This is a genomic window from Streptosporangium sp. G11 (genome assembly GCF_051192615.1).
GTDB lineage: Bacteria > Actinomycetota > Actinomycetes > Streptosporangiales > Streptosporangiaceae > Streptosporangium.
Genome location: NZ_JBPJUQ010000022.1, coordinates 20806 through 43438, shown reverse-complemented (window position 1 = coordinate 43438; position 22633 = coordinate 20806). Strand labels below are relative to the sequence as shown.

Genomic DNA, 22633 nt, shown 5'->3' with positions numbered 1-22633 from the left:
GCCGCCGGGCCCCGGTGTCCGGCGGCGGCAGCCCTCGTCCCTGCCCCCGTCCCCGTCCCCGTATGGGACGGGGGCATTGGACGGCTAGACGGTCTCCAGCACCCTCTCCCCCTCCACCTCGACGGGCGCGCGGCGGGCGCGGAGGCCGGTGAGGGCGATCGCCAGGCCGACCAGGGCGAGGATTCCCGAGACCGTGATGGCGGCGCGGAAGGTGCCGATCGGGTCGGCGCCCGTGCCCGAGGTGAGGACGGCCGTCACGACGGCCAGCACGACCGCCCCGCCGACCTGCCCCGAGGTGTTCAACAGGCCGGAGGCCAGCCCCTGCTCGTCGTCGGCCACTCCGTTGGTGGCCTGGATGTTCAGCGACGGGAAGGAGAGGGCGAACGCGATGCCCAGCAGGACCATGCCGGGGATGATCAGGGTGGCCAGGCTGGGGTCGCCGTTCACCCTGAGGAAGAACGCGTACCCGGCCGCCAGGGCCGCCGAGCCGATCACGATCAGCCGGGCGGTGCCGAACCGGTCGGCCAGCTTGCCCATCCTGGTGGAGGTCACCGCCACCAGGAGCCCGGCGGGCAGGAAGGCCAGTGCGGTCTCCAGGGCCGACCAGTGCAGGAAGTTCTGGAAGTACTGCATGGCGACGAACTGGAAGCCGACGTAGGAGCCGAACAGGATCACAAGCCCCAGGTTGGCGCGGACGATCGGGCCGGAGCGCAGGATGCCGAGGCGTACCAGCGGGTGCTTGACGCGCTGCTCGGTGAAAACGAAGGCGGCGAGCAGCAGGGCGGCTCCCAGCAGCGAGGCGATCGTGCGCGGCGACCCCCAGCCCGCGTCGGGCGCCTCCACCACGGCGTAGACGAGCAGCAGCATGGAGCCGGTGATGGTGACGGCGCCGATGAGGTCGTGGCCGCCCTCCGCGCGCTCCTCCCGCTGCTTGGGAAGGAACTTCAGGGCCGCGACCAGCGCGATGATCGCGACGGGGACGGGCATGAGGAACGTCCAGCGCCAGCCGAGCTCGGTCAAGAATCCGGAGATGACCAGGCCCAGGGAGAAACCGCTGGCCCCGGAGGCGGTGAAGACGCTGAGAGCCCTGTTGCGGGCAGGTCCCTCGGCGAAGGTGGTGGTGATGATGGACAGCGCGGCGGGCGCGGTGAAGGCGGCGCTGACGCCCTTGACGAAGCGGGCCGCGATCAGCAGCGTGCCGTCGTTGACGAGGCCGCCGAGGAGCGAGGCCACGGCGAAGACCGCGAGGGCGACCAGGAAGACCCTGCGACGCCCGAGCAGGTCGGCGGTCCTGCCGCCGAGGAGGAGCAGCCCGCCGTAGCCGAGCACGTAGCCGCTGACCACCCACTGCAGGGAGGACGTGGACAGCCCCAGGTCCGCCTGGATGGACGGCAGGGCGACTCCCACCATCGAGACGTCCAGGGCGTCAAGGAAGATCACGGCGCAGAGCACGGTGAGCGCGGCCCACATGCCCGCGCCCCAGCGCTCGTCGGATGGTGACACAGGTGAGGCCGACGGATCGGGTGGAGCTGTTGAGGCCGGTGAAGGGGTCGTCATGTCGTCCGACAATACATGCAGACGCATCTAATGCAAAGGCATTTAATTCCTGTGCATTTAATGTTCACGCATGGTACGATCCGCGGCATGAACGAGGAGGACTCCGTCCACGCGTGGCGTGAGGTGCTCGCCAAGTACGCCGCCACCGCCTGCGCGCTGGAGCGTGAGCTCTCCGAACGGCACCGGCTCGGCATGAGCGAGTTCGAGGTCCTGGAGCGGATGGTCGAGGGCGGCCAGGGCAAATACCGGGTTCAGGAGATCGCCGACGCCGTCCACCTGAGCCAGAGCGCCTGCTCCCGGCTGATCGCCCGCCTGGAGAAGGCGGGCCTGGTGACCCGCTGCATCTGCGAGGACGACCGGCGCGGCATCTTCGTCGGCATCACCGACGACGGCCGCGCGCGTCACGCCACCGCTTCGCCCACCCACCGCGCCGTGATCGGCGAGATCTTCGGCTCACCGGCCCGCGAGCAGGGCCGGGAGTGGGACGGGGAGGAAACCGGCGAAAGCCGGAAGCACGGCGGGAAGACCCGGGAAGACGACGACGGGCACGACGGCGACGTGCCCCGCCCGCGCCTGTCCGCCCCCACCGCCCTCCGGGCGTCCTCCTGACCCTCCCGGCTCCCCGGCGCGAAGACGTCCCGCTCCCCGACACGAAGGCGTCCCGCTTCTCCCGACCCCCGCTCCCCGGTGCGAAAGCGTCCCGCTCCTCCCGGCTCTTCGACGCGAAGGCGTCCCCGCGTCAGGCGGTGACGCGGTCGATCACCAGGGGCAGCAGGTCCGGGTCGGCGGCCCCCGCGACGGTGTAGGCGCCTTCCAGCGCGGCGAGCGCCCGCTCGAAGCGCGAGGTCTCGTCGGCGTGCAGCGTCATCAGCGGCTGCCCCTCGCGGACCAGGTCCCCCGGCTTGGCGTGCAACGTGATGCCCGCGCCGAACGACACCGGATCCTCCTTGCGCTCCCGGCCCGCGCCGAGCCGCCAGGCCGCCAGGCCCACGCCGTACGCGTCGAGCCTGGACAGCACGCCGGACGAGGGAGCGGTGATCTCCATGGTCTCGGCGGCCCTGGGCAGCAGGGCGTCGGGGTCGCCGCCCTGAGCGGCGATCATCCGGCGCCAGGCGTCCATCGCCGAGCCGTCCGCGAGGGCGCGCTCGGGATCCTTGCCCCCGGACAGCCCCGCCGCCTGGAGCATCTCCCGCGCCAGCCGCACGGTCAGCTCGACCACGTCGGCGGGCCCGCCTCCGGCGAGCACCTCGACCGACTCGACGACCTCCAGGGCGTTGCCCACGGCCCGGCCTAGCGGCCGGTCCATCGCGGTCAGCAGCGCGACCGTGTTGACCCCGGCGTCGGTACCGAGCTCGACCATGGTCGTGGCCAGCTCGCGGGCCTGCTCCACGTTCTTCATGAAGGCTCCGGAGCCGACCTTGACGTCCAGGACGAGCGCGCCGGTGCCCTCCGCGATCTTCTTCGACATGATCGAGGAGGCGATCAGCGGGATCGACTCGACGGTGCCGGTGACGTCGCGGAGCGCGTACAGCTTCTTGTCGGCGGGGGCGAGACCGTCGCCCGCCGCGCAGATGACCGCCCCGGCCTTGTCGAGCACGTCGAGCATCCCGTCGTTGGACAGGGACGCCCGCCAGCCCGGGATGGACTCCAGCTTGTCCAGGGTGCCGCCGGTGTGGCCGAGTCCCCTGCCGGACAGCTGGGGCACGTATCCTCCGCACGCGGCGACCAGCGGTGCCAGCGGCAACGTGATCTTGTCGCCGACGCCGCCGGTGGAGTGCTTGTCGGTGGTGGGGCCCGGCAGCGACGACCAGTCCATCCTGGCCCCGGAGCGGATCATGGCCTGGGTCCACCCGGCGATCTCCCGCCGGTTCATGCCGTTGAGCAGGATCGCCATCGCGAGCGCGGACATCTGCTCGTCGGCGACGGCACCCTTGGTGTAGGCGTCGATCACCCAGTCGATCTGCTCCGCCGACAGCTCCCTGCCGTCCCGCTTGGTGACGATGACGTCGATCGCGTCCATGCTCAGGCCCCCCGGCTCAGGTCGTCGGGCCCGAAGGCGTAGGGAAGGATCTCCGCCATCGGCTTCGGGCCGTCAATGGTCTCCAGCAGCAGCTCGGGGCCGCCGAACTCGTACAGGAGCTGGCGGCACCTGCCGCACGGCATGAGGAGCTCCTCGTGCCCGTCGACGCAGGTGAACGCGACGAGACGGCCGCCGCCCGTGGCCTGGAGCGAGGACACCAGGCCGCACTCGGCGCACAGCCCGAGACCGTAGGAGGCGTTCTCGACGTTGCAGCCGGACACGATCCGCCCGTCGTCCACCAGCGCGGCGGCGCCGACCGGGAACTTGGAGTAGGGGGCGTAGGCGTGCCCCATCGCCCGTACGGCCTCGGCCTTGAGTGCCCCCCAGTCGATGCCCGCCTCGGGGCCTGTCTCGGGGCTCGTCTCGGTGTTCATCGAATCAGATCCGCTCGTGAGGTGCGCGTGTGATGGTCACTTACCCTGCCCTCTGCGGTACGCCACACCGATGGCGGCGGGAGCGCGAAGCCGCTGCGCCGCCAGCGACAGCACCAGCAGCGTGGTGATGTGCGGGGTGACGGAGGTGAACTCGGAGGGGACGGTGTCGGTCAGCGCGAACACGACGAACACGGCGACCGCCGCGACCCCGGTGACCAGGGCCGCCCTCGTCCGGTTCTGCCGTACGAGCTGGTAGACGGCCACCCCGACGAGCAGGATCGTCACCACGAGCAGCAGCGCGTGCACCGACTCGCCGCCCCTGCGCAGCTGGAGCGCGTCGGTGTAGCCGAACAGCACGGCGCCCCCGGCCAGCCCTCCCGGCCGCCAGTTACCGAAGATCATGGCGGCGAGGCCGATGAAGCCGCGCCCGCCGGTCTGTCCCTCGCGGTAGGCGCTGGCGGCCACCTGTGCCAGGAACGCGCCGCCTATGCCCGCCAGGGCGCCGGAGACGAGCACCGCGATGTACTTGTAGGTGTAGACGTTGACGCCCAGCGACTCCGCGGCCACCGGGCTCTCCCCGCAGGAGCGCAGGCGCAGGCCGAACGCCGTACGCCAGAGCAGGTAGTACGAGAGCGGGACGAGCAGGATCGCCAGGATCGTCAGCAGCGAGACGTTCGTGGTCAGGCCGCGCAGGATGCCCGCCACGTCCGACAGCAGGAACCACTGCTTGGCCTCCAGCGTCCTGAGCGGGTCTCCGATCCACGGCACGCTCACCACGCCGGGTTTGGGCACGGGGGGCGACTGGGAGTCGCCGCCGCCCGGCATCTCGGCGAAGGTGACCTTGGACAGGAACTGGGTGACGCCCAGGCCCAGGATGTTGATCGCGACACCCGAGATGATGTGGTCGACGCCGAACGTCACGGTGGCGATCGCGTGCAGCAGGCCGCCCAGGGCCCCGCCGATCGCGCCCGCGACGACGCCCGCCCACGGGTTGGCGAACTGGAGCGCGCCCCAGGCGCCGCACCAGGTGCCCAGGATCATCATGCCTTCGAGGCCGATGTTGACCACCCCGGCCCGCTCGGCCCACAGGCCGCCCAGACCGGCCAGGCCGATGGGGATGGCCAGCGCGACGGAGGCGTTGATCGCGCCCGCGGAGGTGAGGTCGACGGCGCCGGTGACGGTCCGCGCGAACGAGAGCAGCAGGACGAGCGCGCCGAGGGCGAGCAGCAGGACCCGCCAGGTGAGCCTGAACTTGCGTGCGGGGGTCTTCGGCTCCAGGAAGGGAGCCTCCGGGGTGGCGAGGGCGCCCTGGCTCATGCCGGCGTTCCTTCCCTGGTCGGGGTGGTGCCCGCCAGCTGGCGGCTCACCCGGCGCTGCTCGGCGGAGATCTGGTAGCGGTGGACCAGCTCGTAGGCGATGATCACCGAGAGCACGATCGTGCCCTGCATGATGGTGACGATGTCCGGGGAGATCTTCTTGATCTGCAGGATGCCCGCCGAGGTGTCGAGGAAGGCCCACAGCAGGGCGCCGAACGCGATGCCGACCGGGTGGTTGCGGCCGAGCAGCGCGATCGCGATGCCGGTGAAGCCGAGCCCGGTGGGGAAGTCCAGGCTGTAGCTGTAGGAGGCTCCGAGCAGCTGCGGCATGCCGACCAGGCCCGCCATCGCGCCGGACAGGATCATCGAGATGAGGATCATCTTCTTGACGTTGACGCCGCTGGCCACCGCGGCCGACTCCGAGCGGCCGGTGGCACGCAGGTCGAAGCCGAAACGGGTCCGGTTGATCACCACGTGGTAGAGGATGCCCATCACGACCGACAGGATGATCAGGCCGAACACCTTCGTCTGGGTGCCAGCGATGATCTCCAGGCCGGGCACCTGGCCGGAGGGGCCGATCGGCTTGGTGCCGATGTTGTTGCTGCCCGCGACCTCGACCGCGAGGCGCTCCTTGTTGAGCAACCAGGCGCCGAGAGCGGTGGCGATGGCGTTCAGCATGATCGTGGAGATGACCTCGCTGACCCCGCGCCGCACCTTGAGCAGCCCGGCGATCGCGGCCCATCCGGCGCCGACCAGCACGGCGACGAAGATGATCAGCGCGACGTGCAACGGGGCGGGCAGGGTGACCGCGCCGCCCACGGCCGCCGCGGTGAGCGCCGCCAGGCGGTACTGGCCGTCGACGCCGATGTTGAAGAGGTTCATCCTGAACCCGATCGCCACCGCGAGCGCGGACAGGTAGTAGTACGTCGCGGCGTTCAGGGTCAGCACGATCGAGCGCGGCCGGACACCGTACTCGCCCATGACGACCAGCGTGTCGAGCGGCGGGGCGCCGGTCATCGCCAGGATGACCATGGTGATCAGCGCGGCGAACACGATGGCGACGAGCGGGGCGGCGAGCGAGAGCAACCCCGCCGGCGAGACCCGTCCGAGCAGCCGGTCGGCGAAGGTGGACTTTTCCTGGTTCATCCGCGCGTCCCCGGGGGCGTGTGCGCTACGTGGGTGTTCATGCCGCCTCTCCAGCACCCGTCATGGCCGAACCGAGCTGCTCGGGTGTCACGTCCTTGGGATCCACCTCGGCGACGATCCGGCCGCGCAGGATCACCTTCAGGGTGTCCGACAGGCCGATGAGCTCGTCGAGGTCGGCCGAGATCAGCAGGACCGCCAGGCCCGCGGCACGCGCCGCGCGCAGGTGGTCCCAGATCGCGGCCTGGGCGCCCACGTCGACGCCGCGCGTCGGGTGGGACGCGATCAGGAAGACGGGCTCCCCGCTCATCTCCCGGCCGACGATCAGTTTCTGCTGGTTGCCGCCGGACAGGGCCGCGGCGTCCACGTCAATGCCCGGCGTCCGGACGTCGTACTGCTCGACGATGCGCCGGGTGTCCTCGCGTGCTCCCGCACGGTCGATCCAGGGGCCCTTGACGTTGGGCCGCCGGGTCTGGTGACCGAGGATCCGGTTCTCCCAGAGCGGGGCCTCGAGCAGCAGGCCGTGCCGGTGGCGGTCCTCGGGGATGTAGCCGATGCCGGCCTCGCGGCGGCGCAGCGTCGTCCAGGCGGAGATGTCGTGCTCGCCGAGGCGGATCTCTCCCTCGGCCGCGCGCATGCCCATGATGGCCTCGACCAGCTCGGCCTGGCCGTTGCCCTCGACTCCGGCGATGCCGAGCACCTCGCCCTTGCGGATGTCGAAGGTGACGCCGTCCACGACGCAGCGGTCCTCGGCCGAGTGGACGTTCAGGCCGCGCACCGACAGCGCCACCACGTCGGTGACCGTGGACTCGCGGGTCTCCGGGCTGGGCAGCTCGCTGCCGACCATGAGCTCGGCCAGCTGCCTGGCGGTCACGTCCTTGGGATTCACGCTGGCCACGGTCGTGCCGCGCCGGATGACGGTGATGGCGTCGGCGACCGAGAGCACCTCGTCCAGCTTGTGCGAGATGAAGATGATCGTCAGCCCCTCGCGGACCAGCTCGCGCAGGTTGGCGAAGAGCTCGTCGACCTCCTGCGGCACGAGCACGGCGGTCGGCTCGTCCAGGATGAGGATCCGGGCGCCCCGGTAGAGGACCTTCAGGATCTCCACCCGCTGGCGGGCCCCGACGCCCAGGTCCTCGACGGTGGCGTCGGGGTCGATGCCGAGGCTGTAGGAGTCGGAGATCTCGCGGATCCTCCTTCGCGCGGTGCCGAAGTCGAGGGCGACCCCGCCCTTGCGGGGCTCGCTGCCGAGGATCACGTTCTCCAGGACGGTCAGGTTGTCGGCCAGCATGAAGTGCTGGTGGACCATGCCGATGCCCACGGCGATCGCCTCCGCGGGGGAGCGGAAGCTCACGTCCTTGCCGTTGACGCGGATCTGCCCCTCGTCCGGGCGCTGCATGCCGTACAGGATCTTCATGAGGGTGGACTTGCCCGCGCCGTTCTCGCCGACGACGGCGTGCACGTGCCCCTGCCGTACGGAAAGGGAGATGTCGCGGTTGGCGACGACGCCGGGGAATCGTTTGGTGATTCCCTCTAGTTCGACGGCCGGTGCCGAGGTGCTGATGACGGCCTCCTCCGTACGGATGCCCTGATACGGAACGTGATGGTCAGAGAGGACAAAAGGGCCCGGGGGAAATGTCCGCCGGGCCCCTCATTAGTACCAGGTCAGGAGGTCTTGTCCGGGACGGTGATCTCGCCGGAGATGATCTTCTGCTTGTAGTCGTCGAGCTTGGACTTGATGTCGTCGACCTGCCCACCGGTGGTGGAGTAGTCGACGCCGCCGGCCTTGAGGTCGTAGATGGTGCTGCCCGACTTCACGGCGTTGGTGGTGAAGCTCTTCAGGAAGTCGAAGACGGCGACGTCGACCTTCTTGAGCATGGAGGTCGCGATGACGCTCTGCAGTTCGGGGGCGGCGGTCTTCGCCTGGTCGGAGTCGACGCCGATGGCCAGGCCCTTGGCGGCCTTGGCCGCCTCGAACACGCCGCCACCGGAACCGCCCGCGGCCTGGTAGACCACGTCGGCGCCCGCGTCGAACATGCCCTCGGCCGCGGTCTTGCCCTTGGCCGGGTCGCTGAAGCCGGTGAAGTCCGGCGGCTGGGTGAGGTACTTGACCTCGATCTTCACGTCCGACTTGACCGCCTTGGCGCCCGCGGCGAACCCGGCCTCGAACTTGTTGATCAGCGGCACCTGGACGCCGCCGACGAAGCCCACGTGGTTCTTCTTGCTCTTCAGCGCCGCCGCGGCGCCGACCAGGAAGGAACCCTCGTGCTCGGCGAAGAGGAGGTTGGAGATGTTGGGGGCGGCGGCCGCGGCGTCGTCGACGATCGCGAACTTGACGTCGGGGAACTCGGTCGCGACCTTCTTCACCGGGTTGGAGTACGCGAAGCCCACGGCGATGATCGGGTTGAAGCCGCCGTCGGCGAGCAGGCGCAGCCGCTCCTCCTTGGCCGCCTCGGTCTCGCCGTTACCGGCCTCCAGCTCGCTGACCTCGACCAGGCCCAGCTCGGCCTTGGCCTTGTCGAGTCCCGCCGCCGCGGAGTCGTTGAACGACTGGTCGCCACGCCCGCCGATGTCGTACGCGAGACCGACCTTCGGCCCCGTCGCGGCCGGCGCCGCGCTGCTGGCGGCCCCGCTCGGCTGAGCCGACGTGGCCGGCTCCTCGCTTCCACCACACGCGGCAACTGCCATGAGCATGCTGCCCGCAAGTGCGGTCGTGGCCAGCTTGCCGAATCGGTTCTGAAGCAAGATGGACTCCCTTCGCGTTTCAGTGCACGCGCGAAGAGACGCACGGCAACCCTGCACGGAAGATAGTTGGTCCATCAGGGTTGACCAAACCAACGCATGAGTCCGCAACAGGTCCGTTATCCAGCTCAGGCCACCTTGTGACACAAAAGCGGGACAGGGTTACCTGCTGGTAGCTCCGGACGTCGGCAACGGCCCGGAGTTGGCACGCCCGCCCGGCAGTCGGCGATCTTCTTCGGGGATCACCGACTGGTCCATCAGGATATGTCCGGACTTTTCGGCTGACTAGATGTCAGGAGCGCGTTAGTTGTCGGCGTTCACGGCCATGAGCGCCTCGCCCGCGATGGGACGCTGCCCCTCCCACAGGGCCGTCAGCGCGGTCGCCGCCAGGAAACGCACCCCGGTGCCGATGGCGCTCTCGTCGACGTCGAAGGTGCCCTGGTGGATGTCGGCCAGGTGCGCCGACCCCGGCTCGCGGGTGCCGAGCCTGGCGAACGCGCCGGGGATCGACTCCAGGTACCAGCCGAAGTCCTCGCCGCCCAGGCTCTGCTCCGTCGGCACGGGGGCGCCCTCGCCGAGCACGCCCTCCGCGGCCTCGGCCAGCATCTGCACGCTGACCTTGTCGTTGACCACCGGCGGCACGCCGCGCACGTACTCCATCTCGGCCTCGACGCCGTACGCGCCGGCGACCGACTCCAGCAGCGACTTGATCATGTCGGGGGCCGCGTGCCAGGCCGCCTCGTCCAGGCAGCGCACGGTGCCCTCGGCGACGCCGTCGTCCGGGATGGCGTTGGCGACCGAGCCCGCCTCGACCCGGCCCCAGACCAGGCTGAGCGAGGAGCGGGGGTCGATCCGGCGCGAGAGCGCGGCGGGCAGCTCGGTGAGGATCTTGGCGAGCGCGAAGACGAGGTCCGCGGTGAGGTGCGGCCGGGCGGTGTGCCCGCCGGGACCGCTCACCCGGATCGTGACCTTGTCGCAGGCCGAGGTGATGGGACCGGCCTTGAGGCCGACCTTGCCGACGTCCAGCCGGGGGTCGCAGTGCAGGCCGAAGATGCGGTCGACACCGCTGATGCCGCCGGAGGCCATGACCTCCAGCGCGCCGCCGGGAAGCTCCTCGGCGGGCTGGAAGATCAGCCGGACCCGGCCGGGCAGCAGACCGGCCTCGGCCTGCTGGGCGAGGAAGAGCGAGGTGCCGAGCAGGATCGCGGTGTGCACGTCGTGACCGCAGGCGTGACAGACGCCGGGGACCGTCGAGCTGTAGGAGACGTCCTTCTCGTCCGGCACGGGCAACGCGTCGATGTCGGCCCGCAGCGCCACGGTCGGCCCGTCACCGCTGCCGACGTCGCAGAGCAGGCCGGTGCCGCGCGGCAGCACCGAGGGTGAGAGTCCCGCGGCGATCAGGCGCTCGGCGACGCGCTGCGTCGTGCGGTATTCGGCGAACGCGAGCTCGGGATGCATGTGCAGGTCTCGGCGGAAGCTGATCAGCTCCTGCTCGCGCCCGGCGAGGAACGTGTCGAGTTCTCCCCGCAAATTACGCCCCCGCATTGCTCACCGTCCCATCCGCGCCGGCGGGCCTGGATCCTCGACGCACCGTGCCACTGCCCAGGATCTCGAAACCCATGAGGCAGTCTCGAAAAAAAGCGATCGCCGCACCGACGGGCCGGAGTGGGTTCTCACGGGCCGTGTCGGCACGAACTGGTCGGTCGCCGACGTGGGAACGGCAGGCCGGTGATCCGGGGAAGCCGCCGCGTTGGCGATGACAACGACTTTATCTCTCCCCCCGAGCAGCTCGCCGACATCTAAGCCAAATGTTTTGTCACCCCATGCCCCACTCGTACACCTTCTGACCCGGGAGGACCAGGAAAGATGGCCCATATTGACTATGAGACGGTGGTCACACTGGGGGACGGCCTCCCCGGCCCCAGGTAACCCCCGAGCCATTTCCAAACATCGCCGACCTGGCAATTTACGTGACCTCAGGTGCCGGTCATCGAACCCGGCGGAGTGATGTAAACAGGAAGAATGCGTGTTTCACTCCTCACATGATCACTAACATCCCATTCGGGGAGAGGCAGTCGCGTTTGAGCATATTTGAACCGGACGAGGGCACCCTGGTGGTCCTTCCCTCGTTGTCGCTACCCCAGGATGAGCTGCGCAGGATCACCGGAGCCCTCTGCTACGAGGAGCGGCTGCTGTTCCTCCTCCTCACCCTGAGAAGGCCGAAGGTCGAGGTCGTCTACGTGACCTCGACGCCGGTGGACAGCGCGGTGGTGGACTACTACCTGGGCTTCCTCGACGATCCCGACGAGGCCCGCACGCGCCTGCAAATGATCAGTTTGGATGATCCCGACACGCATCCGCTCACCGAGGCGCTGCTGCGCCGCCCGGACGTGATCGCGCGCATCCGCACCGCCCTCGGCGACCATCCGGAGGGCGACGCCCCCTCGGGGGGCGGCAGGAACGGCAGGAGCGCCTGGATGGTGCCGTTCGTGGTGAGCGAGTACGAGGAGCGCCTCGCCACGATCCTCTCCCTGCCGGTGTACGGCCCCGCCACCTCCCTGGCCCACCTGGGTTCCAAGAGCGGCGGGCGTGTGATCGGCGACGAGGCCGGGGTGCCGCTGGTCAGGGGCTTCGGTGACCTGCGCTCGCTGACCGAGGTGGAGCACGCCGCCCGCGCGATGAGTCCCACGAGCAGGCTGATGGTCAAGCTCAACAACAGCTACTCGGGGCTCGGCAACGCCATCGTGACCAAGGACGACCGGCCGCTGGCCGCCTGCCCCACGAGCTTCTCCGCCTCGGACGAGGACTGGACGACGTTCGCCGAGAAGGTCGCCGAGCGGGGAGCGGTGATCGAGGAGTTCATCGAGGACCGGCCCCTGCACTCCCCCAGCGCGCTGGCGCGGATCACCCCCGGCGGCGCGTACGACGTGGTCGCCACCCACGAACAGGTCCTCGGCGGCCCCAACGGCGACGTCTACCAGGGCTGCAGCTTCCCCGCCCGGCAGGAGTACCGGGCCGAGCTGGGCGCGCATGCCGAGCGGATCGCCAGGATCCTCGCGGGCCGCGGCGTGGTGGGGCTGTTCGGCATCGACTTCTTCGCCGTCAAGACCGACGGCGGCTACCGGACGCTGATGTGCGAGATCAACCTGCGCATCGGCGGCACCACCCACCCGTTCGGCGCCGCCCTCCTGACCACCGGCGCGTCGTACGACCCGAAGAGCGGCACGCTCGTGCACGCGGGCCGGCCGAAGCACTACGTGGCGACGGACAACTGCGCCGCGCCCGCGCTGCGGGGCCGTCCCCCCGGGGAGGTGGTCAAGCTGGTCCACGACGAGGGGCTCGGCTTCGACCGCGAGCGCCGCACCGGGAACGTGCTGCACATGCTGGGCGGGATCACGAAGTTCGGCAAGCTCGGGTTCACCAGCATCGGCGACTCCGCGGAGGAGGCCGCCGACCTACATCGGAGGACGCTGGGCGCGCTGCGCCAGACCGCGTAGGCCGATCGCGCCGAGCACGATCGCCAGCACGATGTTGGCGGCGATCAGGATGCCGTGGACCACGTAGAAGGACGTCGGATGACCGTCCGCGAGGTTGAAGCCAAGGGTGATCCATTCGAAGATCATGAAAGCGGCAAGGCCGATCAGAAAAACGGCCACCTTTCGCGTTATTTGCATGATGTCAGTATTCCGCTGAGTGGCTCGTAGCTGGTCAGGGCACCTGTAACTCCATGCGAACCGGTACGAAGCTACCCTGAGATCATCATGGGGATCAAACATCTCGCGCCCGTCGGGGTGCTGCTCGCGGCGACCGCCCTCCTCGGCGCGCCCGCACAGGCCCAGGTCACGGACGCGCCCGCGAGCGGCCCGCTGCACCCGCGCGCGGGAACCGGTTCGCCGGACGTACGGGCGGGCACCGGTTCGCTGGACCCGCGCGCGAGCGTCGGCGCGCTGGACGTGCGGACGGGAGCGGGTTCGCAGGCGGGCCCGCGCACGCGTCGCGAGAGGGAGCCCGTCGGCGGATCCCGGCTCGGGGATCGGGGTCTCACCCTTCCCCCGGGCGTGAAGGCCCCTCCCAAGACTGCCGCGAAGGCGTACGTGATCGCCGACGCCGAGACCGGCGAGGTGCTGGCCGCCAAGGACGCCCACGGGCGCTACCTTCCCGCGAGCACCCTGAAGGCGCTGACCGCCCTCACCCTGATCCCGAAGCTCGACAAGGACCGGAAGATCCGGCCGAGCATGCGCGCGGTGAACGAGGAGGGCAGCGCGGTCGGCCTGGTCCCCAAGCCCCTCTACACCGTCGAGGACCTGTTCAAGGCGCTGATGCTGGTCTCGGGCAACGACTGCGCGATGGCCCTGGCCGAGGCCAACGGCGGCCTGTCCACGACCCTGGCGGACATGAACGCCGAGGCCAAGCGCCTGCAGGCGTTCGACACGGTGGCCAAGACGCCGAGCGGGCTGGACAAGCCTGGCCAGAGCAGCTCGGCCTACGACCTGGCGCTGATCGCCCGCGCCGGCCTGGCCAACGCCGATTTTCGGCGATATATCAGCACAAAGACCGACAAGTTCCCTGCACCCAAGGGCTACTACGAGATCGGCAACCACAACAAGCTGCTCTGGCGCTACAAGGGCATGATCGGCGTCAAGAACGGCTGGACCTCCAAGGCCCTGGGCAGCTTCGTCGGCGCCGCCAAGCGCAACGGGCACACCGTCATCGTGTCGATCATGCGCCACGACGGCTACTTCTGGGAGGAGGTCGCCGACCTGCTCGACTGGGGCTTCGCCAACCGCGGCAAGGTCACCCCGGTCGGACGGCTGGTCGACCCGATCCCCGAGCCCGCCCCGCTGCCCACCCCCTCGGCGACCACGGCCACACCCGCCCCCGTCACCGCGCACAACCCGGCCGCGGCCTCCAGACCCGCCGACGAGGGCGTCCCGATCGGCTACTACGCCGCCGGCGCCGCCCTGCTGGCCGGCCTGGCAGGACTGACGTACGGCCTGCGGAGGCGCTCCCGCCGGGCGCGGTGATCCGGAGCCCCCGGCCCGCACCGCGCACCGGGGGCTACACCCAACGGCGAAGGGCGTCGACCGTCGTCTCCGGCGAGGTGTTGAAGCAGAACCGGATTCCGGGCGTCGTCTCCACCAGCACGTTGATCAACCGCTCGAACAAGACGGTGTGCTCGGGTGCCATTCGCACACCACCTCCGATCATGGCCACGCCGAAGGGGCCCTCGGACAACCGTCCGCGGATGGTCTTCTCCGCCGTATCCGGGTCCGCACCGATCAGGCACGACACCGCGTCGAAACCCGCCGCCCGCAGGGCCGCGTCGCCCTGCTCGACCCGTGCGGTGAGCGTCGCCTCGTCGAGGCCCGGATACTTGGTGTAGTCGATCGCGCTCGGATGGAGCCCGATCGTCAGAATCGTCGTCATCTTCGCTCCTACCAGGGGACGGGCCCGTTACGGTCGAAGAAGCCTCCGGTCGGCCCGTCATGATCCAAGGTAGCCAACCTGATGATCGCACCGGCCCCCTCGGCGACGGTGTGGATACCCGTGTGACCGTTCATGTCGGTGGCGGGGTTGCCCGGATCCGCGGCGTTGACCTTGAATCCGGGCAGCGCTCGGGCGTACTGGGACACGATCATGTTGAGCGCCGCCTTCGACGAGGCGTAGTCCAGGGCCAGGAAGCCCGACTCGGGGCGGGTGGGGTCGCCGGCGTGGGTCAGCGAGGCGAGACCACTGGACACCATGACGATGCGAGGCTGTTCCGACTTCCGGAGCATCGGCAGGAACGCGTGGGTGACCCGAACCTGGCCGAACACGTTGACCTCGTACAACTCCCGTAGCATGCCGGCCTCCGTGTCGGCCGGATCCAGCGGTGGGCCTCCGACTCCGGCGTTGTTGACCAGCACGTCCAGGTGATCCACGCGCCCGGCGACGGCCTTCACGGCCGCCGCCACGGACTCCTCCGAGGTCACGTCGAGCTCGACGAACTCGACATCGAGCCCCTCGGCCGCCAGCGTGTCCGCGGCGTGCTCGCCGCGTCCCCGGTCCCGAGCGGCCAGGAGGACCAGCCATCCTCTACCGGCCAGGCGGCGTACGGTCTCCTGGCCCAGCCCTTTGTTCGCTCCGGTGACCAGCGCCACCGTCTTCACGTCTGTCATGGGATCGATCGTGGGTGCGCGCGTCCGGGCACGCCAGGACCGCTGAGGCATGGGACCGGCGGTACCACCCGGACGGCACGGTCCGTGCGGCATCATCGAGGAGTGAACCGCGCCGAACTCGCCGAAGTACTCCGCACGGCCCGCGCTCGTGTGCGACCGCGGGACGTCGGGCTGCCGTCGGGAACGCGCCGCCAGGTGCCGGGCCTGCGCCGGGAGGAAGTGGCCATGCTCGCGGGGCTGAGCGTCGATTACGTGGTCCGGCTTGAGCAGGGGCGCGGGCCACGGCCCTCAAGCCAGGTCATCGCCGCGTTGACCCGGACCCTGCGGCTCGACGACGATGACCGCGACCTGGTGTTCCGGCTCGCCGGCCACGAGCCGCCCCAGGCCGGACGCATCGCGGGAGTCATCCGGCCGAGCGTGTTTCGGCTGTTGGACCGCATGGCGGATCTGCCCGTGCTGGTGCTGTCGGCCAAGGGCGACGTGCTGGCCTGGAATCCCCTCGGGGCGGCGCTTCAAGGCGACATGTCCGCGTGGCCTCGGGGGCGAAGGAACCTCATCTGGCAACGTTTTCTCGGTAGTAGCCGCTGCCAGGTCGCCGCGGGCCCGGACGAGGACGACTCGGCCGCTCGCGCCTCGGTCGGCACGCTGCGTGCCGCCCGGGCCCGTTACCCCGCCGACCCCGATCTGACACAGATGATCAAGGAACTACGTCGTGGCAGCCCGCGATTCGACGAACTGTGGCGGGAGGGGCGATCCTCCTCATGGCGTCCCGCGACCAAGAGCATCAGCCATCCCGGTCTGGGGACGATCACGCTCGACTGCGACACCCTCCTGCTCCCGGACGGCGACCAGACCGTGCTCGTGTACTCGGCCGAGCCCGGAACGCCCGAAGCCGTCGCGCTCGACACGCTGCGGGTGACCGGCCGCGGCATCTCTGAGGCGCCGCGGACGCGTCCGTGGAAGACCGGAGCCGGCGCCCCGGACAGCTTGGGGACGGCGAGGCCTTGAGCGGAGGCGTTCATCCCCCGACCTGTCCTTCGCGACTCCGGGCCGGTGCGGCCGGGAGGGTCCTGACCCCCAGGACGGCGCTCCCGACGACGAAGGCCAGGAGCAGCGCCGCCTGGCCGAGCATGCCGATCGTGATGATCCGGCTCACCTCGTCGGCGAAGCCGAAGGCGTGGTTCAGCCCGGCCAGGCGGGCGCACAGCACCGGCAGCGCCAGGATCGCCAGGGCCAGCGGCCACGACGGGGTGCGCCGGGCGGGTGCGTACGCGTGCACGCGGGCGTACGCGACGCCGGCCCCCAGGATGAACGCGCTCGTCAAGCCGGGTTCGTCCAGCCACGGCCATATCCAGGCGACGGTCACGGCGGGAGACGCGATCACCTCGTACAGCGTGGCGACGGCGGCACCGGCGGCGAGGGGGGCCGCCAGGAGCCACGGCGACCGGCGCGCGGGGCGCGCGTCCCGGTGGAAACCGGCCCACAGGGCCGACACGGTGACCAGGGGCGTCAGCAGGCCGGCCAGCGCGCTCCCGGGGAAGACACTCAGGAACGCCTGGACCAGCCCCGGCACGAGCGCGAGGAGCACCGACACCCTGGCCGCGCGCGGGCGTCCGAGAAGGAGCGCCGCGAGCGGGACGAACCAGAGGAGGCCCGCGAGGCCTCCCAGGATGTTCGCGAGCCGCTCGGGCGACCCCGGAGGGCCCGCCGCCTGGGCGAGCAGGGGTGCGGCCGCGCCGATCATCCCGTACGCGCGCAGGGTGCTCACGGCGGCCAGGGCTCCGAGGAACGCCTGGAGGCCCAGCCCCAGCAGGGCCACCAGACGGACCGTCTCGCCCCACGCGAGGAACCTCGGCGCCGCGTCGCCCCCTCCCCCGAGGCGGACCCGGACCGCCAGCGCGGCCACGCTGGCGATCTCCGACCAGCGGGGCCGCGGCCCGTCGGCGTCGGAGACGCCCGGCGAGCCCTCCAGGAACACGGAGACCATCTCCTCCTCGCGCCCGGCGCGGTAGGAGGCGGGCAGCAGCCGCAGCCAGTGGCGGTAGCGCCTCTCCAGCAGGCTCATCGGCGCGCCGCCCCCCTCGCCCGCACCTTCGCCCGCCCTCACGCGAGGCCTCCGGCGGCGGACGGGCGACCGCGCCGGGCGCTGAGACGGTCGACGGCGGTCCTGGCGTTCTCCGCCAGCCGGACGGCCTCGGCCTCCAGCGTCCGCGAGCCGGAGTCGGTGAGCCGGTAGTAGCGGCGCAACCGCCCCTGCTGGACCTCCTCGCGGTCGAGGGCCACCAGCCCGTCGCCCGCCAGCCGGTCGAGCACGCCGTAGAGGGTGCCGACTCTGAGTTGAACCCGCCCGCCGGACAGCTGCTCGACCTCCCGCACGATGCCGTAGCCGTGACACGGCTCGCCGACCAGTGCGGTGAGAATGAGGAACGCCGGCTCCGTCATCGCCCTTGGAGTCATACCTCACAGCATATATCGGAAAGCAGGATATGCCGAGAGGCGGAACTCGCGGGATGCCGGGCCTTCAGGCGGGGATGGCGGTCGCCGGGACCGGGGTGGGGTCGGGCGGGGGGCCGAGGGAGGCGGTGGCGGTCCAGGCGGCGGCGTACATGATCACCCGGGCCGAGAAGTTGATCCAGACCAGCAGGCCGACCACCACGGCGAACACCCCGTAGACGGGATTGTTCAGGGTGCCCGAGAGGATCAGCACGGCGAGCTGCTTGAGCAGGGCGAAACCGGCCGCGCCGAGCAGGGCGCCGCGCAGCAGCACCCGGAGCGGCTGCCTGGACCGGCCCAGCCAGCGCAGGATGATCAGGAAGACGACGACGTCGGTGAGCACGCTGACAGCCAGCCCCGCCAGCCAGATCGTGGCGGAGGCCACCGGCGACCCCGCCAGGCCGAACCACTCGGCCACGACCCCGCTGGCCTGGGTGGCGAAACCGGCGACCAGCACCGACGCCACCATCGTGGTGCCGACGAGCACGAGGGCGGCCAGGTCTCTCAGCTTGGCCAGGGCGAAGTTGAGCGGCGCCTCGGTCGTCATGGAGATCTCGCGCAGCGCGCCGCGCAGGGCGTCGATCGCGCCGAGCCCGGCGTAGAGGAGCCCGAGCAGGCCGATGATCCCGGCACTGGTCCTGGACCCGGCGATCTGCTGGATCGGCAGCCTGTCGGCGAGGCCGGGCAGGTACTGGTTGATCGCCGTCTGCAGGGTCACGACGGCGTCGGGCCTGACGGAGAGGAAGTAGCCGAAGACCGCGAAGGCCAGCGCGATGATCGGGAAGAACGACAGGAAGGCGAAGTAACTGACCGCCCCCGCGAGCCGGTCACCGGACTGGATCTGGTAGCGCTGGAAGGTCCTGACCAGATGATCGAACCAGTGCCACCTGATCCGGGTCGCGCCGAGCCTCCGCCCGAATCGCTCACGGGCCGATTGGATACGTTCCAGCACGCTTGTCACGTGCGCCCTCTACCCAATCACCGCCGCCCCGATCGTGGTCGGCGGCGGTAAAAGCAGCCGTGCGTACACGGGAGACCACGGAGCGGACGGGAACGCCGGGGACGGGAAGCCGTGGGTCACGGGGAGGGCGGGAACCGCGTTGGGAGGATCGCGGGGAGGGCGGGAGGCCCGCCGGAGCCCGTGCCTCGGAAGATCCCCGGGTCGCACGGGAGGCGTCGCGGTCCGGACGGAAAACCGCCCGGACCGTGCGACGGAGGATCAGGAGGTGGGCAGGAACCCCACCCGGTCGCGCACCTTGGCCATGGTCTCGGAGGCCACCGCGCGGGCCCGGGTGGCCCCGACGGCGAGCATCCGGTCGAGCTCGGCCTCGTTGGCGAGCAGCTTCTCGGTGCGCTCGCGGATCGGGGTGAAGGTGTCGACCACGAGCTCGGCCACGTCCTTCTTGAACGTGCCGTACCCCTGCCCGGCGTAGCGGGTCTCCAGCTCGGGGATCGGGACGCCGCTCAGCGCGGACTGGATGCGCAGCAGGTTGGTGACGCCGGGCTTGTTCTCGTCGTCGGCGAGGACCTCGGAGCCGGTGTCGGTGACCGCGCGCATGATCTTCTTGCGGAGCGGCCCCGGCTGCTCCAGCAGGTCGAGGATCCCGGTGGGCGAGGAGGAGGACTTCGACATCTTCGCCGTGGGCTCCTGGAGGTCGGTGATCTTCTCGACCCCCTTGACGATGTGCGGATCGGGCAGCGTGAAGGTCTCGCCGAAGCGGTGGTTGAAGCGCTGCGCGAGGTCGCGGGTGAGCTCCAGGTGCTGCTTCTGGTCGGCGCCGACCGGCACCCGGTTGGCCTGGTAGAGCAGGATGTCGGCCGCCTGCAGGATCGGGTAGGTGAACAGCCCGACGCTGGCCGAGCTCTCACCGGCCTTCGCCGCCTTGTCCTTGAACTGGGTCATCCGCCCGGCCTCGCCCATGCCGGTGAGGCAGATCAGCACCCAGGCCAGCTCGGTGTGCTCACGGACGTGGCTCTGCACGAAGACCGTGGAGCGCTCGGGGTCGAGACCGGCGGCGAAGAGCTGGGCCGCGGCGACCCTGGAGCGCCTGCGCAGCACCTCCGGCTGGTAGTCCACCGTGATCGCGTGCAGGTCGACGACGCAGTAGAAGGCGTCGTATCCCTCCTGCAGGGCGACGTACTGCCTGATGGCACCCAGGTAGTTTCCCAGGTGGAAGGAGTCTGCGGTGGGCTGGATTCCCGACAGGACACGAGGACTGGCCATAGCAGCCAATTCTGTCAGCTGCCGGGAGTGGTTCGCGCCCCGATCACGGCCCCCGGCGGCGACACCTTGATCACAGCGTCTCGGCCGCGCGTGGCGCTCCCCGTCAGTTGTCGGGAGCGGGCGGTGCCTCCGGGCGCGGCGTGCTCCGCTTGATCCTGACCCGGGAGACCCTGCGGCCGTCCATTTCGGTGACCGTCATGTCGAACCCGGGGATCTCCACCCGCTCCCCCAGCGCGGGAAGGTGGCCGAGCGCCCACATGACGAACCCTCCAAGGGTCTCGTACGGGCCGTCGGCCAAGCGGATCCCGCTCTCGGTCGCCACCTCGTCGAGGTTGGCCAGCCCGTCCAGCTCGACCTCCCCCGCGGGCAGCGCGACGTGCTCGTCCGCCACGTCGTGCTCGTCGCGGATGTCGCCGATCAGCTCCTCGACGAGGTCCTCCAGGGTGACGATGCCCGCCGTGCCGCCGTACTCGTCGACCACGATCGCCAGGTGGTGCCCCTCCCTGCGCATCTCCGACAGCGTGGCCATCAGCCGCTTGCTGGTGGGGACCAGCTTGACCGGGCGGATCGGCACCAGCTCGCTGATCGGCTCGATGGACCCGGTCAGCACCGGGTCGAGCAGGTCGCGGATGTGGACGAAGCCCACGATGTCATCGTAGGAGTCGCGGTAAACGGGGAAGCGGGAGTGCGGCATGGCCGCGGCCAGGATCGCCGCCTCGGCCAGCCGCGTGTCGGCGGACATGAACTCCACCTCGGTGCGAGGCAGCATCACCTCGCGGAGCTGCCGCTTGCCCGCCGCGAAGACCTCCCCGATCAGGTGGCGCTCGTCGGCGGTGAGCTCCTGGTGGCCCACCACCATGTCGCGCAGCTCCTCGGTGGAGATCTCCTCTCGGTCGGCGTCCGGGTTGCCGCCGAGCAGCTTGACGACCCCGTCGGTGGACTTGGACAGCGCCCAGATGATCGGCCGCGACAGCGCGGCCATCCGGTCGAGGAACGGCGCGACCAGCAGGGAGATCCCCTCGGCGCGCTGCCGGGCGAGCCGCTTGGGGGCCAGCTCGCCGAGGACCAGCGAGGCGTACGAGATGGCCAGCGTCACCAGCACCAGGGAGAGCGGGGCCGTCACGGCCTCCGGCACCCCCCAGCCGGTCACCACGGGGATGAGGTCCTTGGCGAGGGTGTCGGCGCCGAAGGCGGCCGAGAGCATGGTCGCCACGGTGACGCCGATCTGCACCGCGGACAGGAAGCGGTTGGGGTCGCGGGCGAGCTTGGCCGCCCTGGCCCCCCTGCGGCCCTGGGTGTCGAGCCGCCTGACCTGGCTCTCCCTGAGGGAGACCATGGCCATCTCCGCCGCGGCGAAGAATCCCCCGATCAGTACGAAGAGCATGACCAAGGCGATGTTCGCCAGGACGCTGTTCACGAGATCGTCTCCGTCATGGCGGTCGCCCGTTCCGGCGGTGGCCGATATTTGATGTGCCAGCATATGCTGGCGATAGACTTACAAAAGTAAACAAGTCCAAACATCATCAAACAGGAGGCTCCGTGAAGCTGCTCGTCACCGGAGGCGCCGGATACATCGGCGGGGTCGTGGCGGCACAACTCGTCGAGGCGGGCCACGAGGTCACCGTGCTGGACGACCTCTCCACCGGCCACGCCGACGCGGTTCCGCCGGGCGCCCGCTTCGTCGAGGGCTCGATCACCGAGGCCGCCGACGTGCTGGCCGGGATGGACGGCGTGCTCCACTTCGCGGCGAAATCCCTCGTCGGCGAGTCCGTGGAGCGGCCTGGCCTCTACTGGACGCACAACCTCGGCGGCACCCTGGCCCTGCTCGACGCCATGCGGGGCGCAGGGGTGGGGCGGATCGTCTTCTCCTCCACCGCCGCGACCTACGGCGAGCCGGAGCGCTCCCCGATCGAGGAGACCGACCCGACCCGGCCGACCACCCCCTACGGCGCGTCCAAGCTCGCGGTCGACACCGCGCTGAGCGCGTTCGCGGGGCTGTACGGCCTGGCCGCGGTGAGCCTGCGCTACTTCAATGTGGGCGGCGCCTACACCGCCGAAGACGGCAGGGTCTACCGCGAGCGTCACACCGTGGAGACCCACCTGATCCCTAACATCCTCGCCGTCGCACTCGGCGAGCGCGAGTCGGTCAGCGTGTTCGGCACGGACTACCCCACTCCCGACGGCACATGCGTGCGCGACTACATCCACGTGGCCGACCTCGCCGGGGCCCACCTGCTGGCGCTGGACGCCTGCTCGCCGGGCGAGCACAAGGTCTACAACCTGGGCAGCGGGACGGGCTTCTCGGTCCAGGAGGTGCTGTCGGTCTGCCGCGAGGTCACCGGTCACGAGATCCCCGCGATCGTGCGCGAGCGCCGCTCCGGTGACCCGGCCGTGCTGGTGGCCTCGTCCGGCAAGATCCAGCGCGAGCTCGGCTGGAAGCCCGAGCACCCCTCGGTCCGCGACGTCGTCTCCGACGCCTGGGCGGCCCTGCTCGGCTGACGCCGCCTCGGACCGCGCCGCCTCGCCGCGCCCACCTCGGACCGCGC

Annotated in this window: 21 protein-coding genes; 5 read left to right on the top strand and 16 right to left on the bottom strand. The window is 70.4% G+C overall.

The features are described from left to right. Nucleotides 1-84: 84 nt before the first annotated feature. Entirely contained in the window at nucleotides 85-1503 is a 1419-nt protein-coding gene (locus ACSDR0_RS21545; RefSeq protein ID WP_435290654.1) for an MFS transporter, read from the bottom strand. A gap of 141 nt (nucleotides 1504-1644) precedes the next feature. Here ACSDR0_RS21545 and ACSDR0_RS21540 point away from each other — a divergent pair, with 141 nt between their 5' ends. Beyond that, the gene (locus ACSDR0_RS21540; RefSeq protein ID WP_435290653.1) at nucleotides 1645-2166 is read left to right on the top strand and encodes a MarR family winged helix-turn-helix transcriptional regulator; all 522 of its coding nucleotides are present in this window, start codon (nucleotides 1645-1647) and stop codon (nucleotides 2164-2166) included. 130 nt (nucleotides 2167-2296) lie between these two features. Here ACSDR0_RS21540 and ACSDR0_RS21535 read toward each other — a convergent pair whose 3' ends face one another. The 7 genes from ACSDR0_RS21535 to ACSDR0_RS21505 form a co-directional block, all read right to left on the bottom strand. Beyond that, nucleotides 2297-3577 (bottom strand): thymidine phosphorylase, encoded by a 1281-nt coding sequence (locus ACSDR0_RS21535; protein WP_435290652.1) that lies wholly within the window; start codon nucleotides 3575-3577, stop codon nucleotides 2297-2299. A 2-nt stretch (nucleotides 3578-3579) separates the two neighbouring features. Beyond that, nucleotides 3580-4011, bottom strand: coding sequence for a cytidine deaminase (locus tag ACSDR0_RS21530; RefSeq protein ID WP_435290651.1), 432 nt, complete (start codon nucleotides 4009-4011; stop codon nucleotides 3580-3582). A gap of 36 nt (nucleotides 4012-4047) precedes the next feature. Continuing rightward, a complete protein-coding gene (locus tag ACSDR0_RS21525) occupies nucleotides 4048-5328 on the bottom strand; it encodes an ABC transporter permease (RefSeq protein WP_435290650.1) in 1281 nt (426 codons plus the stop codon). Further along, nucleotides 5325-6473 carry an ABC transporter permease gene (locus ACSDR0_RS21520; protein ID WP_435290649.1) on the bottom strand — a complete coding sequence of 383 codons (1149 nt, stop codon included), beginning with the start codon at nucleotides 6471-6473 and terminating at the stop codon, nucleotides 5325-5327. Before ACSDR0_RS21520 ends, ACSDR0_RS21525 begins: the two co-directional genes overlap by 4 nt. Nucleotides 6474-6510: 37 nt before the next feature. Continuing rightward, the gene (locus ACSDR0_RS21515; RefSeq protein ID WP_435290725.1) at nucleotides 6511-8034 is read right to left on the bottom strand and encodes an ABC transporter ATP-binding protein; all 1524 of its coding nucleotides are present in this window, start codon (nucleotides 8032-8034) and stop codon (nucleotides 6511-6513) included. A 101-nt stretch (nucleotides 8035-8135) separates the two neighbouring features. Beyond that, nucleotides 8136-9215 carry a BMP family lipoprotein gene (locus ACSDR0_RS21510; protein WP_435290648.1) on the bottom strand — a complete coding sequence of 360 codons (1080 nt, stop codon included), beginning with the start codon at nucleotides 9213-9215 and terminating at the stop codon, nucleotides 8136-8138. A gap of 300 nt (nucleotides 9216-9515) precedes the next feature. Further along, the gene (locus tag ACSDR0_RS21505) at nucleotides 9516-10757 is read right to left on the bottom strand and encodes a M20 family metallopeptidase (protein ID WP_435290647.1); all 1242 of its coding nucleotides are present in this window, start codon (nucleotides 10755-10757) and stop codon (nucleotides 9516-9518) included. A gap of 536 nt (nucleotides 10758-11293) precedes the next feature. Here ACSDR0_RS21505 and ACSDR0_RS21500 point away from each other — a divergent pair. After that, nucleotides 11294-12709, top strand: coding sequence for a peptide ligase PGM1-related protein (locus tag ACSDR0_RS21500; protein WP_435290646.1), 1416 nt, complete (start codon nucleotides 11294-11296; stop codon nucleotides 12707-12709). Here the strand turns inward: ACSDR0_RS21500 and ACSDR0_RS21495 are convergent. Further along, nucleotides 12668-12868: an SCO4848 family membrane protein gene (locus tag ACSDR0_RS21495; protein WP_435290645.1), complete on the bottom strand. Its 201-nt coding sequence runs from the start codon at nucleotides 12866-12868 to the stop codon at nucleotides 12668-12670. The genes ACSDR0_RS21500 and ACSDR0_RS21495 overlap by 42 nt on opposite strands. Before the next feature lie 105 nt (nucleotides 12869-12973). Here ACSDR0_RS21495 and ACSDR0_RS21490 point away from each other — a divergent pair, with 105 nt between their 5' ends. Next, nucleotides 12974-14236: a D-alanyl-D-alanine carboxypeptidase family protein gene (locus tag ACSDR0_RS21490; RefSeq protein ID WP_435290644.1), complete on the top strand. Its 1263-nt coding sequence runs from the start codon at nucleotides 12974-12976 to the stop codon at nucleotides 14234-14236. Nucleotides 14237-14270: 34 nt separating this feature from the next. Here ACSDR0_RS21490 and ACSDR0_RS21485 read toward each other — a convergent pair whose 3' ends face one another. Both ACSDR0_RS21485 and ACSDR0_RS21480 read right to left on the bottom strand, forming a co-directional pair. After that, the gene (locus ACSDR0_RS21485; protein WP_435290643.1) at nucleotides 14271-14639 is read right to left on the bottom strand and encodes a hypothetical protein; all 369 of its coding nucleotides are present in this window, start codon (nucleotides 14637-14639) and stop codon (nucleotides 14271-14273) included. An 8-nt stretch (nucleotides 14640-14647) separates the two neighbouring features. Further along, on the bottom strand, nucleotides 14648-15370 hold the full coding sequence (locus tag ACSDR0_RS21480; protein ID WP_435290642.1) for an SDR family oxidoreductase: 723 nt from the start codon (nucleotides 15368-15370) through the stop codon (nucleotides 14648-14650). Nucleotides 15371-15472: 102 nt separating this feature from the next. On the opposite strand from ACSDR0_RS21480, the gene ACSDR0_RS21475 reads away from it, so the two are divergent. Further along, nucleotides 15473-16378: a helix-turn-helix transcriptional regulator gene (locus tag ACSDR0_RS21475; protein WP_435290641.1), complete on the top strand. Its 906-nt coding sequence runs from the start codon at nucleotides 15473-15475 to the stop codon at nucleotides 16376-16378. Nucleotides 16379-16388: 10 nt separating this feature from the next. Here the strand turns inward: ACSDR0_RS21475 and ACSDR0_RS21470 are convergent, their stop codons facing one another. The 5 genes from ACSDR0_RS21470 to ACSDR0_RS21450 all read right to left on the bottom strand — a co-directional run bounded on the left by ACSDR0_RS21470 (nucleotide 16389) and on the right by ACSDR0_RS21450 (nucleotide 21504). Then, nucleotides 16389-17477, bottom strand: coding sequence for a hypothetical protein (locus tag ACSDR0_RS21470; protein WP_435290640.1), 1089 nt, complete (start codon nucleotides 17475-17477; stop codon nucleotides 16389-16391). Continuing rightward, nucleotides 17474-17827 (bottom strand): PadR family transcriptional regulator, encoded by a 354-nt coding sequence (locus ACSDR0_RS21465; protein ID WP_435290639.1) that lies wholly within the window; start codon nucleotides 17825-17827, stop codon nucleotides 17474-17476. Before ACSDR0_RS21465 ends, ACSDR0_RS21470 begins: the two co-directional genes overlap by 4 nt. Nucleotides 17828-17891: 64 nt before the next feature. After that, nucleotides 17892-18815: a YihY/virulence factor BrkB family protein gene (locus tag ACSDR0_RS21460; protein ID WP_435290638.1), complete on the bottom strand. Its 924-nt coding sequence runs from the start codon at nucleotides 18813-18815 to the stop codon at nucleotides 17892-17894. A 267-nt stretch (nucleotides 18816-19082) separates the two neighbouring features. Then, complete coding sequence (gene trpS, locus ACSDR0_RS21455; protein WP_435290637.1) at nucleotides 19083-20087, bottom strand: tryptophan--tRNA ligase; 1005 nt, start codon at nucleotides 20085-20087, stop codon at nucleotides 19083-19085. 103 nt (nucleotides 20088-20190) lie between these two features. Continuing rightward, nucleotides 20191-21504 (bottom strand): hemolysin family protein, encoded by a 1314-nt coding sequence (locus ACSDR0_RS21450; protein WP_435290636.1) that lies wholly within the window; start codon nucleotides 21502-21504, stop codon nucleotides 20191-20193. 122 nt (nucleotides 21505-21626) lie between these two features. Here ACSDR0_RS21450 and galE point away from each other — a divergent pair, with 122 nt between their 5' ends. Then, the gene (galE, locus tag ACSDR0_RS21445) at nucleotides 21627-22586 is read left to right on the top strand and encodes a UDP-glucose 4-epimerase GalE (RefSeq protein WP_435290635.1); all 960 of its coding nucleotides are present in this window, start codon (nucleotides 21627-21629) and stop codon (nucleotides 22584-22586) included. Nucleotides 22587-22633 lie beyond the last annotated feature (47 nt).

Excerpts from the sequence above, each read along its gene's own strand:
- ACSDR0_RS21540 (WP_435290653.1), top strand. The coding sequence starts at position 1,645 with ATGAACGAGGAGGACTCCGTCCACGCGTGGCGTGAGGTGCTCGCCAAG.
- ACSDR0_RS21535 (WP_435290652.1), bottom strand. The coding sequence starts at position 3,577 with ATGGACGCGATCGACGTCATCGTCACCAAGCGGGACGGCAGGGAGCTG.
- ACSDR0_RS21530 (WP_435290651.1), bottom strand. The coding sequence starts at position 4,011 with ATGAACACCGAGACGAGCCCCGAGACAGGCCCCGAGGCGGGCATCGAC.
- ACSDR0_RS21525 (WP_435290650.1), bottom strand. The coding sequence starts at position 5,328 with ATGAGCCAGGGCGCCCTCGCCACCCCGGAGGCTCCCTTCCTGGAGCCG.
- ACSDR0_RS21520 (WP_435290649.1), bottom strand. The coding sequence starts at position 6,473 with ATGAACCAGGAAAAGTCCACCTTCGCCGACCGGCTGCTCGGACGGGTC.
- ACSDR0_RS21505 (WP_435290647.1), bottom strand. The coding sequence starts at position 10,757 with ATGCGGGGGCGTAATTTGCGGGGAGAACTCGACACGTTCCTCGCCGGG.
- ACSDR0_RS21490 (WP_435290644.1), top strand. The coding sequence starts at position 12,974 with ATGGGGATCAAACATCTCGCGCCCGTCGGGGTGCTGCTCGCGGCGACC.
- ACSDR0_RS21485 (WP_435290643.1), bottom strand. The coding sequence starts at position 14,639 with ATGACGACGATTCTGACGATCGGGCTCCATCCGAGCGCGATCGACTAC.
- ACSDR0_RS21480 (WP_435290642.1), bottom strand. The coding sequence starts at position 15,370 with ATGACAGACGTGAAGACGGTGGCGCTGGTCACCGGAGCGAACAAAGGG.
- ACSDR0_RS21465 (WP_435290639.1), bottom strand. The coding sequence starts at position 17,827 with ATGACTCCAAGGGCGATGACGGAGCCGGCGTTCCTCATTCTCACCGCA.
- trpS (WP_435290637.1), bottom strand. The coding sequence starts at position 20,087 with ATGGCCAGTCCTCGTGTCCTGTCGGGAATCCAGCCCACCGCAGACTCC.